The sequence below is a fragment of the Micromonospora sp. CNZ322 genome, assembly GCF_007827755.1.
Map to the genome: position 1 here is coordinate 71,062 of NZ_VITD01000021.1, position 14,179 is coordinate 85,240.

At 70.7% G+C, this 14,179-nt stretch carries 17 protein-coding genes; 6 read left to right on the forward strand and 11 right to left on the reverse strand.

Features of this window, described 5'->3' with window-relative positions:
• Nucleotides 1-34: 34 nt before the first annotated feature.
• Nucleotides 35-739 carry a DUF2786 domain-containing protein gene (locus FB453_RS31800; protein WP_091396006.1) on the reverse strand — a complete coding sequence of 235 codons (705 nt, stop codon included), beginning with the start codon at nt 737-739 and terminating at the stop codon, nt 35-37.
• A gap of 129 nt (nt 740-868) precedes the next feature.
• Between FB453_RS31800 and FB453_RS31805 the strand changes: the two genes are divergently transcribed.
• Nucleotides 869-1,309: a hypothetical protein gene (locus FB453_RS31805; protein ID WP_112586221.1), complete on the forward strand. Its 441-nt coding sequence runs from the start codon at nt 869-871 to the stop codon at nt 1,307-1,309.
• A gap of 57 nt (nt 1,310-1,366) precedes the next feature.
• On the opposite strand, the gene FB453_RS31810 is transcribed toward FB453_RS31805, so the two are convergent.
• Nucleotides 1,367-1,756, reverse strand: a complete 390-nt coding sequence (locus tag FB453_RS31810; protein WP_091396011.1) for a hypothetical protein — start codon at nt 1,754-1,756, stop codon at nt 1,367-1,369.
• A gap of 156 nt (nt 1,757-1,912) precedes the next feature.
• Between FB453_RS31810 and FB453_RS31815 the strand changes: the two genes are divergently transcribed.
• The gene (locus tag FB453_RS31815) at nt 1,913-3,259 is read left to right on the forward strand and encodes an ABC transporter substrate-binding protein (protein WP_145796208.1); all 1,347 of its coding nucleotides are present in this window, start codon (nt 1,913-1,915) and stop codon (nt 3,257-3,259) included.
• 67 nt (nt 3,260-3,326) lie between these two features.
• On the opposite strand, the gene FB453_RS31820 is transcribed toward FB453_RS31815, so the two are convergent.
• Both FB453_RS31820 and FB453_RS31825 read right to left on the reverse strand, forming a co-directional pair.
• A complete protein-coding gene (locus FB453_RS31820; protein ID WP_091396017.1) occupies nt 3,327-4,070 on the reverse strand; it encodes an enoyl-CoA hydratase/isomerase family protein in 744 nt (247 codons plus the stop codon).
• Entirely contained in the window at nt 4,067-4,924 is an 858-nt protein-coding gene (locus FB453_RS31825; RefSeq protein ID WP_145796210.1) for a 3-hydroxyacyl-CoA dehydrogenase family protein, read from the reverse strand. Before FB453_RS31825 ends, FB453_RS31820 begins: the two co-directional genes overlap by 4 nt.
• A 177-nt stretch (nt 4,925-5,101) precedes the next feature.
• On the opposite strand from FB453_RS31825, the gene FB453_RS31830 reads away from it, so the two are divergent.
• The gene (locus FB453_RS31830; protein WP_145796212.1) at nt 5,102-5,389 is read left to right on the forward strand and encodes a hypothetical protein; all 288 of its coding nucleotides are present in this window, start codon (nt 5,102-5,104) and stop codon (nt 5,387-5,389) included.
• Between the two features lie 52 nt (nt 5,390-5,441).
• On the opposite strand, the gene FB453_RS31835 is transcribed toward FB453_RS31830, so the two are convergent.
• A complete protein-coding gene (locus FB453_RS31835) occupies nt 5,442-6,221 on the reverse strand; it encodes a class I SAM-dependent methyltransferase (protein WP_112586442.1) in 780 nt (259 codons plus the stop codon).
• A 54-nt stretch (nt 6,222-6,275) separates the two neighbouring features.
• On the opposite strand from FB453_RS31835, the gene FB453_RS31840 reads away from it, so the two are divergent.
• Complete coding sequence (locus FB453_RS31840) at nt 6,276-6,665, forward strand: PPOX class F420-dependent oxidoreductase (RefSeq protein WP_112586213.1); 390 nt, start codon at nt 6,276-6,278, stop codon at nt 6,663-6,665.
• A 70-nt stretch (nt 6,666-6,735) separates the two neighbouring features.
• Here FB453_RS31840 and FB453_RS31845 read toward each other — a convergent pair whose 3' ends face one another.
• Together FB453_RS31845 and FB453_RS31850 are read right to left on the reverse strand one after the other, a co-directional pair.
• The gene (locus FB453_RS31845) at nt 6,736-6,945 is read right to left on the reverse strand and encodes a BldC family transcriptional regulator (RefSeq protein ID WP_007073996.1); all 210 of its coding nucleotides are present in this window, start codon (nt 6,943-6,945) and stop codon (nt 6,736-6,738) included.
• A gap of 250 nt (nt 6,946-7,195) precedes the next feature.
• Nucleotides 7,196-8,035 (reverse strand): DUF8083 family protein, encoded by an 840-nt coding sequence (locus FB453_RS31850; protein ID WP_112586440.1) that lies wholly within the window; start codon nt 8,033-8,035, stop codon nt 7,196-7,198.
• A gap of 193 nt (nt 8,036-8,228) precedes the next feature.
• Here FB453_RS31850 and FB453_RS31855 point away from each other — a divergent pair, with 193 nt between their 5' ends.
• Nucleotides 8,229-9,311, forward strand: coding sequence for a Glu/Leu/Phe/Val family dehydrogenase (locus FB453_RS31855; protein WP_145796214.1), 1,083 nt, complete (start codon nt 8,229-8,231; stop codon nt 9,309-9,311).
• 301 nt (nt 9,312-9,612) lie between these two features.
• Nucleotides 9,613-9,828, forward strand: a complete 216-nt coding sequence (locus FB453_RS31860) for a DUF3073 domain-containing protein (protein ID WP_030332207.1) — start codon at nt 9,613-9,615, stop codon at nt 9,826-9,828.
• A 135-nt stretch (nt 9,829-9,963) separates the two neighbouring features.
• Here FB453_RS31860 and amcA read toward each other — a convergent pair whose 3' ends face one another.
• The 4 genes from amcA to purF form a co-directional block, all read right to left on the reverse strand.
• Nucleotides 9,964-10,191 carry a multiple cyclophane-containing RiPP AmcA gene (amcA, locus tag FB453_RS31865; RefSeq protein WP_145796216.1) on the reverse strand — a complete coding sequence of 76 codons (228 nt, stop codon included), beginning with the start codon at nt 10,189-10,191 and terminating at the stop codon, nt 9,964-9,966.
• The gene (amcB, locus tag FB453_RS31870) at nt 10,160-11,263 is read right to left on the reverse strand and encodes a cyclophane-forming radical SAM peptide maturase AmcB (RefSeq protein WP_283016230.1); all 1,104 of its coding nucleotides are present in this window, start codon (nt 11,261-11,263) and stop codon (nt 10,160-10,162) included. The genes amcA and amcB overlap by 32 nt, the downstream gene beginning before the upstream one ends.
• A gap of 130 nt (nt 11,264-11,393) precedes the next feature.
• Nucleotides 11,394-12,548: a phosphoribosylformylglycinamidine cyclo-ligase gene (gene purM / locus FB453_RS31875; protein WP_091396042.1), complete on the reverse strand. Its 1,155-nt coding sequence runs from the start codon at nt 12,546-12,548 to the stop codon at nt 11,394-11,396.
• A gap of 57 nt (nt 12,549-12,605) precedes the next feature.
• The gene (gene purF, locus FB453_RS31880; protein WP_091396045.1) at nt 12,606-14,144 is read right to left on the reverse strand and encodes an amidophosphoribosyltransferase; all 1,539 of its coding nucleotides are present in this window, start codon (nt 14,142-14,144) and stop codon (nt 12,606-12,608) included.
• Nucleotides 14,145-14,179 lie beyond the last annotated feature (35 nt).

Below are 14,179 nucleotides of genomic sequence, written 5' to 3' on the forward strand. Positions count from 1 at the left end.
GAACCACCGGGTCACCGACCGACGACCCACCGGGTCACCGGCCGAGCCGCCGACCGGCAGCGGCACCGCCGAGGTCCCGACCACCAAGGTTCGCGCGTTGACCGGCCTCCGCCCCTGAACCGAAGCCGGTGCCGCCCAACCGACGTGGCGGTGCGGTACGCAGCCGTGGGTACTCCTCGGTGAGCCGGCGCTGCACCCGGTCGGACCGGTCGGCCAGCACCAGTGCCATCGACGGTGTGCCCGACTCGCTGGCCGCCGCCGACTCCGCCGCCCAGAGTCGACCTCCGACCACCTCCGCGAAGCCCGCCAGCCAGGAGCGGCGGAAGGCGGCGGGGTGGTCGTCCGCGGGCACCTCGGTGGCGGCCAGGCCGTGCGCCGCCTGCACGAGCAGTGAGGTGAAGAGCAGGTCCACCCGTTCCAGATCGCTGGCGAAGCCGAAGAGGTGCAGGGCGAAGCCGTTGCCCTGCCGACGGCGTACGCAGCGGCAGCGCAGCGGCTCCGCCACCGCGGCGAGCAGGCCGACCTTGTCCCGGGCGTACGGGGCGACGACGTCCAGCACTCGATCGCCGACCGGGTCGGTGGTCGGGTCCCGGGCGGCGAGCAGCGCCCGGTCGACGCCGTAGCGGGCGATCAGCTCGGTCGCCTTGGCGGTGAACGCGGCCGACTCGGCCGGTGTGCAGGCCGGGTCCTCGGCCTGGGCCAGCAGCTTGCGCACCTTGCTGAGCATGGCCTCGGACATGCCTACAGAGCTACCACACGGGCCGGACATCATCGGGGCCGCGCCGCAATCAATCGATACGTATCATCGTCACGGTCAGATGATCAGTCCGATACGGACGGTCAGCCAACTGTTTGGAGGAACGAACGGATGCCATCCCCGACCGCTCGTCTGCTCGCCGTCGCCACGGCCGTCGCACTGCTCTCCGTCGGCACGCCCGCGCAGGCCGAGCCGACAACACCGACCACGCCGGTCAGCTCCGGGCCGAACGCGTTCGCTCCGCTCGCCACCTGTTACGGCGGGGCGGTCCGGTCGTACTTCGAGACCGGCCGCTACGGCGGCTCGGCTGGCCAGTACCGCACCACGACGCGCTGTCGCGACATCAACGTGCGTAACGCGAGCGTGTACGCCACCGAGGCGTGCGTGATCTTCGTCGACAAGACGAGCGCCTGCAACTACTGGACCTACCTGCCGGCCAACTCGGGCTGGATCACGGTGGCGACCAACGTCCGGGACGGCGTCAACTTCCGGGTCCGCTTCGAGAACCTGCGGTACGAGTACGAACCGCTGATCGCGTACCACGCGTTCTGACCGGCCCGCACGGTCGCGGCGTCCGCCCCCCGACGGACGCCGCGACCCGGCTGCGCGTCACCCGGCGCGGCTGCGCAGGGTGGCGATCGTCGAGCCGGCGAGTGTGAGCAGGCAGTCGGGGAGCAGCCCGTCGGCGGCCGCCGCGCCGAACAGCGCCTCCCCGGTCGGCTCGTCCCGATTCGCGTACGCACTGACGAAGCGGGCCACCCAGCGGGTGTCGTACCCGGCCTGATCGATTCCCGGAAAGTCGAGCGCCGCCCCGCTGGCCGCCGGCGCGTCACCGAGCATGGTCGCGGCCAGGCACCATGCGACGCCGTACGCGCCGTCCAGGCCGGCCCGGTCGACGACCGCGTCGAACGCTCCCACCACCGCGTCTCCATCGCCGGTCAGCGCCGAACGGAGCACGGCGGCCGCGTCATCGAACGTCTGCTGTGGTAGGTCGGTCACGCAGCGCACAGTAGGACGGGTGGTCAAGCGCCTCCCGCAACCGTCACTGTCCGTGTTCAACGCGAGCTACCTGCGCATTACGCCACCTCCACGGTCCCGCCGCCGGCCTCGGCACGCTAATGTGCGCAGCGGACCTTCGCCGGAGGAAGGACGACCATGTTCGTATCACGCCGCTCGCGGGTAGCCACATTGGCTGCCTGCGCGACGATCCTGCTCGCCACAAGCGCTTGCGGGGAAGACAAGCCCGAAGAGGCCAGCGCCCAACAGGTGCGCCTCTACGGCACGGACGGCAACATGCTCAACTCCTATCCTGCCGAGTTGAAGGAACGGGCGAGTCTCGTGGACGGGATGAAGGGCACCACGCCCCTCGTACCGCTCCCAGACGACTTCAAGGGCCGGTTACGGGCCGTCAATCCGGCGCTGACGGACTACGTGTACTCGGCCGAGACGTACGACGCGGTGGTGATCGCCGTGCTCGCCGCCCAGTTGGCCGGGAGCACCGACCCGGCCGCCATCACCAAGCAGATCGTCGCCGTGACCAACGACGGGCAGCGCTGCGAGGACCCGGCCAGTTGTCTCGCGTTGGCCCGCAACGGGCAGGACATCGAGTACCGCGGCGTGTCGCTGACCCGGGCGGGCTTCACCGACAAGGGTGAGCCGGCCACCGCGAGCTACGCCACGCTGACCTTCGACGGGCAGCAGATCAACGACGGCAAGACCGAGTTCGTCGGCGCGGGCATCGAGTCGGCGGCGAGCACCAAGACGCCGCCGAAGCCGAAGAAGCAGCGCCCGGGTGGCGCCTCCGCCGACCAGGAGCCGCTGATCCTGGGCGGCCTGCTGCCGAAGACCGGTGACCTCTCGATCGCCTACCCGCCGATGGCCGCCGGCGCCGCGCTGGCGATCAAGGAGATCAACGCCGCTGGCGGCGCACTGGGCAAGCCGGTGACGTGGCTCGACGGCGACGACGGCACCAGCCCGGCGGTGGCCAAGGCGACGGTTGCCAAGCACGTGGCGGATGGCGTCAGCGTGATCATCGGTGCCGGCGGTTCGGGCATCTCCCGGGCGGTGCTGCCGGACGTGGTGCAGGCCGGGAAGATCCTCTTCTCCCCGTCCAACACCGACAGCAGCCTGACCGACGTCGACGACCAGGGCCTCTACTTCCGTACCGCCCCGCCGGACAGCCTCCAAGGCCGGGCGCTGGCCGACGTGATCCTCCGCGACGGGTCGCAGAAGATCGTCATCGTCGCCCGCAAGGACTCCTACGGTGAGGGCCTGCAGGGCACCGTCCGCGACGAGCTGGAGAAGGCCGGTATCGCCAACGACCGGCTCAAGCTGTTGACGTACGAGCCGCCGGCCGACGCGAAGGCCGCTCCGGTCGACTTCAGCGGCGGCGCGAAGGAGATCAAGGAATTCGGCGCGGACGCCGTACTGATCATCGGTTTCGGTGAGTCCGCCCAGGTGATCCGTGGCCTGGCCGACGCCGGGGTGCAGATCCGGCAGTAGGCGGTACCCGAAACCCACGACGGCCGCACCGGCTTCCCGCCGGTGCGGCCGTTTCTGGTACGCCGGATCAGCGCGGCCGGCGACGCTCCAGGAACTCGGTCATCCGGCGGTGCTTCTCGTCGTCCTCGAAGAGCACCGCCTGGCTGACCAGGTCGAGATGCGGGTGCGCGGCGGCCGGCGCGTCCACCGCCAGCTTGGTCAGTCGCACCGCCAACGGTGAGCCCAGGGCGATCTCGTCCAGCAACGCGTGCGCCACCGTCAGCAGCTCGCCGGGCTCGTCCACCACCCGGTTCACCAGGCCGATCCGCAGTGCCTCCGCGGCGTCCACCCGCCGGCCGGTGAAGAGCAGCTCCTTGGCCCGGCCCTCGCCGATCAACGCGGGCAGACGGTGGGTCGCGCCGGCGCCAGCCAGGATGCCCAACCGCACCTCCGGTTGCCCGAAGACCGCCCGCGCAGTGCACACCCGAAGGTCGCACGCGTACGCCAGCTCCGCGCCACCGCCCAACGCCGGACCGTCGACGGCCGCTACGGTCGGCATCGGCAGCGCCCGGATGCGGGCGAACGCCGCCGAGTTGATCGCGGCGAGGGCGTCAGTGCGACCCCGTTCGCGGAGCTGGCCGATGTCGGCACCACCGGCGAAGATGCCCGCCGCCCCACCGGTGAGCAGCAGCAGGCGCGGGCGCGCCTCCAACTCGGCGCAGACCTGGTGCAGCTCGGCGATCAGGTCGGCGTCGATGGCGTTGCGCTTCTCCGGCCGGTCCAGGGTGACCACCAGCCGGTCCGGCCGCTCCTCGATCCGCAGCCCGCTCACTGCTTGACACCGTCTTCCCAGCGGTAGAAGCCCTGACCGGACTTCTTACCCAGCCGCCCCGAGGCCACCATCTCCACCAGCAGCGGCGGCGGCGCGAAGCGGTCCCCGTACGCGGCCTGGAGGGTGCGGGCGATGTCCAGCCGCACGTCGAGGCCGACCAGGTCGGTGAGCTCCAACGGCCCGATCGGGTGCCGGTAGCCGAGCACCATGGCCTTGTCGATGTCCGCCGGGCTGGCCACCTCGTCGGCGACCATCCGGATCGCCTCCAGCCCGAGGGTGACCCCGAGCCGGGAGGTGGCGAAGCCGGGCATGTCGCGTACGACGACGGGGTCCTTGCCGAGCCGGCCGGCGAGCGCGACGGCCGCGGCGGTGGTCTCCTCGGCGGTGGCCGGGCCGACCACGATCTCCAGCAGCGCCATCGCCCACACCGGGTTGAAGAAGTGCAGGCCGAGGAAGCGCTCGGGCGCGTCCAGTTCGGCGGCCAGCGCCCCGATGGCGATGCTGGAGGTGTTGCTGCCCAGCAGCGCCGGGCGCAGCGCGGCGGCGTCCCGGAGCACCGCACGCTTCTCCTCGAGGCGCTCCGGCACCGCCTCCACGATCACCTGGGGCGCGGGAGCGACAGCGGCGAGGGTCGGGCGCAGCCTCACCCGCTGCCGGTTCGTGGCGGCCTCGTCGGCGCTCAGCTTCCCGCGCTGCACCGCCCGCTCCCACAGCTCGGCGAGCCGGTTCAGCGCGGCCGCACCCCGCTCGGGGTCCACCTCTACCAACTCGACGGCGTGCCCGGCGCCGGCCGCCACGTACGCGATGCCAAGCCCCATCGTGCCGGCACCGACGACCACGAAACGATCGCTCATCACGCCTCCCTGTCCCGCCCGCCGACGCGCGGGGTCCCCGCTACGCCGGCCCGGGTGTCCCGCCCGCTCCGCTCGCTCATGGTGCGACAGTAGACAGCGCGACGGCCCGGCCCATGCTTGGGGGAGCGCCGGATCGGGTAATGACGGCCCGTCAACCAAGGGAAGGACCGCATCGACATGAGCCAGGCACCGGAGAGCGTCACCGACGGGGACATCGTGGAGACCCGAGGCGACGAGCGGGTCGAACTGCTGCGCGCCGACACCAACAACGACGGCAAGACCGACGTGTGGGTGGTGGACACCGACGGCGACGGCAAGGCGGACCTGTTCCAGTTCGACACCGACGGTGACGGCAAGGTGGACATCACCATGGTCGACATCGACGAGGACGGCCAACCGGACGAGGTGGTCGACGGCGACGGCGGCCTGCCGCCCGAGCAGCTCCCCCCGACCGTCCAGGTCTGAGACGTACGACGGCCCCCGCTCTCCGCCGGGCGGAGAGCGGGGGCCGTTCTGCTCAGTCGACGAGGCGCAGGGTGGCCAGGTAGTAGGGGGCGTCGCGGTCGTCCACATCGGTGAGCCGCCAACCGGTGCCGTGCACCAGGCTGGCGAACTCGTCCGCCGAGCAGACCAGGTAGTCGAACCACTCGGTGCTCAACTCGCGGTAGCGCAGCCTCAGCCGTAGCTGGCCACCGAGCCGGCCGCGCCGACGGTTGCGCTCGTGGTAGCCGGTGTGCAGCGGGTCGCGGGTGCCGTACGGGTCGGTGCCCTGCGCGATGATCTGCGCCCCAGGTCGGGCCAGCGCGGCGAGCGCGGCCAGGAACTCGGGAGCACGTTCCCGCCCCTCGAACAGCCCGAGGTTGTTGCCGAGCAGCAGGAACGTGTCGTACCTCGACCCGTCGGCGACGTGCGTGTCGACGGTGCCGTGCACCAGCCGCCGGACACCGCGACGCCGGCTCACCTCCAGCGCGCCCGCGGAGGTGTCCAGCCCGGTGACCGGTACGCCGCGCTCCTGGAGCAGCAGCGCGATCCGGCCGGCTCCGGTGCCGATGTCCAGCGTCTCGCCGTGCGCCCGGTCCACCGCGCGGTGGTCGTACGGCTGCCACTCCGCCGGCCCGTCCAGGTAGTGCGCGGACGGGGCGCCGTTGATCAGACCGTCGTCGCGTTCGATGATCTCGATGACCGGTCGCGGCAGTCGACCACCGACCAGGGGCCGGGGGCCTACCCCGGTGGCCACGGCGAGCGTGTCTCGCAGCAGTTCGCCGATCACGTCACCGATTAGAGGCTCAACCGTCACGACGTTCACGCTATCCGGCCACTCAGTGGCCCGCGCCGGCCGTATCCTGGCGGCGTGACCATGCTGGACCGGCTGTCGGCCGAGAAATACATCCTGCTCACGACCTTCCGCAAGGACGGTCGGGCGGTGCCGACCCCGGTCTGGGCGGTACGCGACGGGGAGGCGTTGGCGGTCTGGACCCGGGCCGATTCGGGCAAGGTGAAGCGGATCCGCCGCAACGGCGAGGTGACCGTGGCACCGTGCGATGTGCGGGGTCGGCCCCACGGGGCGGAGGTGTCGGCTCACGCGACGATCTACGGGAGTGGTGACACCGGTCGGGTCCGCGACCTGCTCAAGCACAAATACCGTCTGATCGGCCGACTCAGCCTGCTGGGCAGCCGGTTGCGTCGCGGTGAGGGCGGCACGGTCGGCATCCGGGTGACGTTGGCCGAGCCACGGCGCTGAGCCGCGGCCGGGCATACGGAAGGGGCGGCGGATCGAGATCCACCGCCCCTTTCGAAGAACTGTTGCCGGCTCAGTCGCCCTGCCGCTGCTGCGGGATCTGGCCCTGCAGCAGCGCCCTGACCTCCGACTCACGGTACCGACGGTGGCCACCCAGGGTGCGGATGGCACTGAGCTTGCCAGCCTTGGCCCACCGGGTCACCGTTTTCGGGTCGACCCGGAACATCGACGCCACCTCGGCCGGCGTGAGTAGCGGCTCTGGTTCGTGCGTTCGCGATGCCATCGGTCACTCCTCCACATGTATAGACATCGGCCGGGGTCCCGCCGGCCGACGCGTCTCCCATGGTCCGGCTAGTCCCCGATGTCCGACATGGGCCGAACGGATGAAGGTCCCTAGACGGACGGATGAACCATGCCCGATTTTTACGACTTTTACACGGCAGAAACTACCTTATTCGGACTCATGATCACGGTTCGTGATGCGTCAACTACGAGCACAACTCACCTTGGGAGCGCTCCTAGGGTGATATGCCCTAGTTGCACCGCTCCAGCAGCTGCACCGCGCGCCATCGCGCCACCAACTTGTCGTACGCGGCCGACGCCTCCTCGGCCTCGCCGCGCGACAGCCCCGCGAGGCCGCCGGCGACCAGCTCGGGCGAGTCGTCCGCGGCGAGCGTCTCGTCGGAGAGCAGGTCGACCAGACCGCCGTAGTCCAGCTCGACCACTGACCGCGGATGGAACTCCTCCAGCCAGCGGGCCGCCTCCTCCACCGCCTCGGTGATCGGCGCCTCGCCCACCGACTTGCGCAGCACCGACAGCGCCCGCGACGAGCGGCGTCGCGCCTTGGAGATTTCGGTGCGGTAGCGCAACGCCCGCCGTCCCGGCTGGGTGACCAGGTCCCGCTCCGCCGGCTCGAAGAGCACGAACCACCGCAGGGGTACGCCCCAGGTGGCGATCTGCTCGTGCACCCGGGGCACCCCGTGCTCCAGCACCCGGGCGCCACTGCGCCAGTCGTCCACCACCGCCCTGGCCTGCCCGGCGAGCACCGGCGGCACGAAGGCGTCGGCGAGCACCGAGGGCACCCCGTCCCGGGCGCTGAGCGCCGCCTCAGCGACCCGGATGCGCAGGTTCCAGGGGCAGACCAGCAGGCCGTCGTCCGTCTCCAGGACGTACGCCTCCTCCGGCAGGTCCGGCAGCCGGGTCCAGCCAGCACCCAGCGCCTCGATCACCGCCGTCCGCTGCCGGCCGGGCCCCTCGACAGGGGCGATCGCGCGCCCCTCCGAGACGTAGCGGCGCCAGTAGCTCTGCCGGTCTCGATCGAAGGCGGCCAGCGGTTCGTACACGCGCAGGTAAGAAGCGAAGAGCGACGGCACCGCGCGATCCTCCCACGAACCACGCCCGTACGCGGTCAGCGGCCGGAGCACGCGCGCCGCACCGTGGGACGGCGGCGGCGCGTCGAGCGCCCGCCCGGCGGCCGATACTAGGCTCGATCACACCGGCAGCATCCCCGCCGGGGTCCACCAGGTCCGCGTCCCACAAGGACGCACACCACAGTAGGAGCCAACCATGGGCGTATTCGCGAGCACCGACGACCCGGTATCGACCGGTCACGAACAGGTCGTGTTCTGCCAGGACAAGCAGAGCGGCCTGAAGGCGATCATCGGGATCTACTCCACCGCGCTGGGCCCGGCGCTCGGCGGCACCCGCTTCTACCCGTACGCGAGCGAGGACGACGCCCTCGCCGACGTGCTGGACCTGTCCCGCGGAATGGCGTACAAGAACGCGCTCGCCGGGCTGGACCTGGGCGGCGGCAAGGCCGTCATCTGGGGCGACCCGGAGCAGATCAAGAGCGAGGCGCTGCTGCGCGCGTACGGCCGCTTCGTGGAGTCGCTGGGCGGCCGCTACTACACCGCCTGTGACGTCGGCACGTACGTCGCGGACATGGACGTCGTGGCCCGGGAGACCCGCTACGTGACCGGGCGCAGCGTGGAGCACGGCGGCGCCGGCGACTCGTCGATCCTCACCGCCTGGGGTGTCTTCCAGGGGATGCGGGCCGCGGCCGAGCACGTCTGGGGCACCCCGAGCCTGCGGGGCCGGCGGGTTGGCGTGGCAGGGCTGGGCAAGGTCGGCAAGTACCTCACCGGGCACCTGCTGGAGGATGGCGCCGAGGTCGTCGCCACCGACGTCAACCCGAAGGCGCTGGCGTGGGTGCGCAGCAACCACCCGGAGGTCACCCTCGTCGATGACGCCAGCGCGCTGGTCGCCGCGGACATCGACGTGTACGCGCCGTGCGCGCTGGGCGGCGCCCTGAACGACGACACCGTGCCGGCGTTGCGCGCCAAGGTGGTCACCGGGGCGGCGAACAACCAGCTCGCCCACCCGGGCATCGAGAAGCTGCTGGCCGACCGGGGCATCCTTTACACGCCGGACTACGTGGTCAACGCGGGCGGCGTGATCCAGGTGGCCGACGAGATCGAGGGCTTCAACTTCGACCGGGCGAAGCTGCGGGCGACCCGGATCTACGACACCACCCGCGAGATCCTGCACCTGGCTGACGCGGAGGGTGTGCCGCCGGCGGTGGCCGCCGACCGGCTGGCGGAGCGGCGGATGGCGGACGTCGGCCGGCTGCGCGCGATCCACCTGCGCTGAGCGTTCCCCGGGGGCGGATCAACGAGATCCGCCTCCGGGCCCCCGTGCCGGGCGTCGCTGGGTAAGCTGAGCCGGGGTCAAATTTGATGCGGTTTGTCCGGTGTCACGGGTGCTAACCGTTCCGCTCCTTACCCGGTACACTGGGTGACGGCCGGATCGACGCGACGCGCAGAGCCGGCTGACGGTAACCCGAGGTGCCGAACGATGGCATCCCCATGTACCGTAAGAGCCACGAGAGATGCCTGACGTCATCGGGGCCCGCCTTCGGGCTGCCCCGCATTCTGTGCGAGGGGGTCGAGCCATGGGGCGCGGCCGTGCTAAGGCCAAGCAGACTAAGGTGGCGCGGGAGTTGAAGTACCACTCCCCGAACACCGACCTCACCGCTTTGCAGCGCGAACTGGCGGGTGCTGGTAAGTCTGAGCACCACTTCGACGACGACTCTAAAGAGTTCGTCGACGACGATGATGAGGATCACGCGGACGACGATCCGGATCCCTGGGTCCGTCCGACCCGCTGACCTCTCGACGCAGCTGAGCACGCGGTAACCCCCGCGTGCTCACGCACGTCCCGTGCAGGTGCAGTCGCCGACGATCAGGGGCCTGGCCCGACCGGATCACTCCGGCCGCTCGACAGGCCCCTGACAACGGCTTCCTCAGCGCGGGCGATTGTTCCAGTTGTAGAACGTCGGGATGTTCTCGAAGTGGTTCCAGGCGCAGACCGCGCTGGAGCCCTCTCCGCCCGACACCTCCGAACGCAGCCGCCGTGCGTCCTCGGCCTCCTGGAGCAGTGCGACGAGCGCGGGAGCCGCGTCCCGCACCCGTTCGGTGACTCCGCCGTCCGCTTCGCGCTCAGGCCGCCGGTGACTGGTGGTCTCGGGCATGCTCCAACACTCCCTCCAATAGGCGGATCTTGCTGTTGCGGCAGTGCTCGGTCTCCGTACCGTCAAAACGCCCCAGTTCGAAGTAACGGTTGGCGGCATGGCCACCACCGCAGAAGCCGAAGTACGGGCAGGACGCTCGACACGCCTCCACCCCGGCCAGGAACTCCTTCACCCACGGCGTCGTCGCCGCGTTGCCGAGGATCTGCGCCAACGGGGTCGTCAGCACGTTGCCGCTGCTGAAGTCGCCGTAGCGGGGGTCAGTGAAGCCGGCCAACTCCGGGGAGAGCACGATCACCGAGCCGTCGTGACCGATGGTCGGGATCGGGTCCAGGTGGCGGGGCAGCACCGCGTCCGCCGAGTTGTCGAGCACCGCGGCGGCGTAGCGCAACGACCACTCGATCTCGCGGAGGTGGATCCGGGGCTCCCGGCGCCACGCCCCGACCAACTCCGCCCAGAACGCGGACACCGCCGCCGGGTCGTGGCGGTTGTCGCGGGTGTTGACGCCCTCGGTCTCCTCGATGTTGATGCCCAGCACGTCGCAGCCCAGCTCGAGGAAGTAGTCGTACAGCTCGGTGGCGAGCCCCGGCTCGGGCCGGGACACCACGGCCAGCGCGGAGAAGGGCAGACCGCGCCGGCGCAGCACCGAGATCCCGTGCAGGATCCGGTCGTACGCCGGCTGACCGCCCCGGTTGACCCGGTCGCCGTTGCGCGCCCGGGGCCCGTCGACGCTCACGCTCACCCGCATCTCGTGCCGGGCGAAGAAATCGCACCAGTCGTCGTCGATGAGGGTGGCGTTGGTCTGCACATGGTGCTCGACCTCTGGCCCGAACGGGGCGATCAGATCGGCCAGGTGCTCTCGACCGGCGGCCAGGGGCTCGCCGCCGTGCCACACCACCGAGAACCGACCGTTCGCCGCCCAGGGATTGACCGCGGCCGCGACCGCCTCGGCCACCGCCACCGGCATCCGCCGGTCGGTGGCGCGAAACGGCAGATAGCAGTACGCGCAGTCGAGGTTGCAGAGGGTGGTGGGCTGCATCACGACGTACGACGGGACGGCGGCCAGACCGCGCATCCCGCTGAACGACTGTCCCCGAGCAGCCATCGCCCTCCTCCGCCTAGCCTGAGGGTGCCCTTCAGGCTAGGCGGCATTGGCCACTCGGGTGAAGCCCTGATCAGGTGCCCGTACGATCACCGGAAAGTGATCATCCTCGGGTGTGCTGACCGACCATCTGCACGTTGCCGGTGCCTTCGATGATCTCGCCGGCCTGCCACGCCTCGACGCCACGGCCGGTCAGGGTGGCCAGCGCCCGGTCGGCGTCCTCGGCCGAGACGATCGCGAACATGCCGACGCCCATGTTGAAGGTCGACTCCATGTCGTGGTCGTCGATCCGACCCTTCGTCTGGATCAGGTCGAAGATCGGCTGCGGCTTCCAGGTGGACCGGTTGACCACCGCGTCGACGTGCTCGGGCAGCACCCGGACCAGGTTGCCGGGAATGCCGCCACCGGTGATGTGGGACAGCGCCCGCACCTCGGCCTCGGCGATCAGCTTGAGGCAGTCCTTGGCGTAGATCTTGGTCGGCGTGAGCAGCTCCTCGCCGAGGGTCCGCTGCCGACCGAAGTCGTCGATCACGATGTCCAGACGCATCCGGGCCGCGCCCAGCAGCACGTGCCGGACCAGCGAGTATCCGTTGGAGTGCAGGCCGGAGGAGCGCATGGCGATCACCACGTCGCCCACCTCGACCCGGTCGGGGCTCAGGATGTCGGCTTCCTCGACCACGCCCACGCCGGTCGCGGAGATGTCGTACTCGTCCGGACGCAGCACGCCGGGGTGCTCGGCGGTCTCCCCGCCCAGCAGCGCGCAGCCGGCGTAACGGCAGCCGTCGGCGATGCCCGCGCCGATCTCGGCGACCTTGTCCGGCACGACCTCGCCGGTGGCGATGTAGTCGAGCAGGAACAGCGGCTCGGCGCCGCAGGCCACCAGGTCGTCGACGACCATGGCGACCAGGTCGATGCCGACCGTGTCGTGAATGTCCATCTGCTGGGCGATCACCAGCTTGGTGCCAACCCCGTCGGTGGAGGACGCCAGGATCGGGCTCTTGTACTTCTTCGTGTCCAGCCGGAACAGGCCGGCGAAGCCACCGAGGTCACCGAGCACCTCGGGACGGCGGGTCTGCCGCACCTTCGACTTGAGCAGCTCCACCGCGCGGTCGCCCGCGTCGATGGAGACACCGGCGTCGGCGTACGAGACCGAGCGTTTGCGCGCCTGGCGGCCAGCACCGCCCGTCCACGGCTGGCGGTCGCCGCCGGCGCCGGTCGGGCTGCTTCCTGCGCCGCTGCGCTCGGACACGTGCGTCACGGTTCTCCCCTTTGGTTCTCGGTGCCGCCGGCGGTAGCCGGGCCGCGCCGGTTGGTGCTACGGGCGGTTTGCGGTAACGCCACCCGGAGTGGCGACGGACGAGCCGTTGGTGTGCGGGGCCTCCGGCGCCGAGTTGGCGACGCGTCGACCCACCCCTTCGAGCACGTGCTTGCCGATCAGGTTGCCGGCTGGCAACTCGATCGGGTACTCCCCATCGAAACACGCCCGACACAACCTGGTCTTCGGCTGCTCGGTCGCGGCGATCAGGCCGGGAAGGGAAACGAAGCCCAGCGTGTCGGCGCCGATGGAGCGCCGGATGCCGTCGTTGTCCAACCCGTTGGCCAGCAGCTCCGCCCGGGTGGCGAAGTCGATGCCGTAGAAGCACGGCCAGCTGACCGGCGGGGAGGAGATCCGGACGTGCACCTCCAGCGCCCCTGCCTCACGCAGCATCCGCACGATGGCGCGCTGGGTGTTGCCGCGCACGATCGAGTCGTCCACTACCACCAACCGCTTGCCGCGGACGTTCTCCCGCAGCGGGTTGAGCTTGAGCCGGATGCCGAGCTGACGCAGGGTCTGCGACGGCTGGATGAAGGTGCGACCCACGTACGGGTTCTTCATCAGGCCGGCGCCGTACGTGATGCCGGACGCCTCCGCGTACCCGATGGCGGCTGGAGTGCCCGACTCGGGCACCGGAATCACCAGGTCGGCTTCGACCGGGTGCTCCTTGGCCAACTGCCGGCCGATCTGCACCCGCGCCGAGTGGACGTTGCGCCCGGCGATCGTGGCATCCGGCCGCGCGATGTAGACGTACTCGAAGAGGCAGCCCTTCGGCTCCGGCGCGGCGAACCGGGTGGAGCGCAGCCCGTTCTCGTCGATCGCGATCAGCTCGCCCGGCTCGACCTCGCGCACCACGCTGGCGCCGACGATGTCCAGGGCGGCCGTCTCGCTGGCCACGACCCAGCCGCGCTCCAGGCGGCCGAGCACCAGCGGGCGGACGCCGTGCGGATCGCGAGCCGCGTAGAGGGTCGACTCGTCCATGAAGACGAAGCTGAACGCGCCGCGCAGCTGCGGCAGCACCTCCAGCGCGGCCGCCTCGACCGACAGATCCGGTCGGCTGGCGAGCAGCATCGTCACCAGGGACGTGTCGTTTGTCGAACCGTCCGCGATGAGGCCGCGCTCGGCGACCTCCTTCTCCAGCTCGGCAGTGTTGACCAGGTTGCCGTTGTGGGCCAGCGCGATGGTCGTGCCGGAGGTGGTCGACCGGATCGTCGGCTGGGCATTCTCCCAGTTGGACGCGCCGGTGGTGGAGTATCGGGCGTGCCCGATCGCCAGGTGACCGCGCAGGCTGGCCAGGGTGGGCTCGTCGAAGACCTGCGCCACCAGGCCAAGGTCCTTGTAGACCACCACGCCGGAGCCATCGCTCACCGCGATGCCCGCCGCCTCCTGGCCACGGTGCTGCAGGGCGTAGAGGCCGAAGTAGGTCAGATTGGCAACCTCTTCGCCGGGGGCCCAGACGCCGAAGACGCCGCAGGCATCCTGGGGGCCAGGTCGTTGGGGGTCAAGGTCGTGGCTCAGCCGGCCGTCGCCTCGGGGCACCTACCGCTCCCTCATGCTGGTCTGGACCGGCCGGG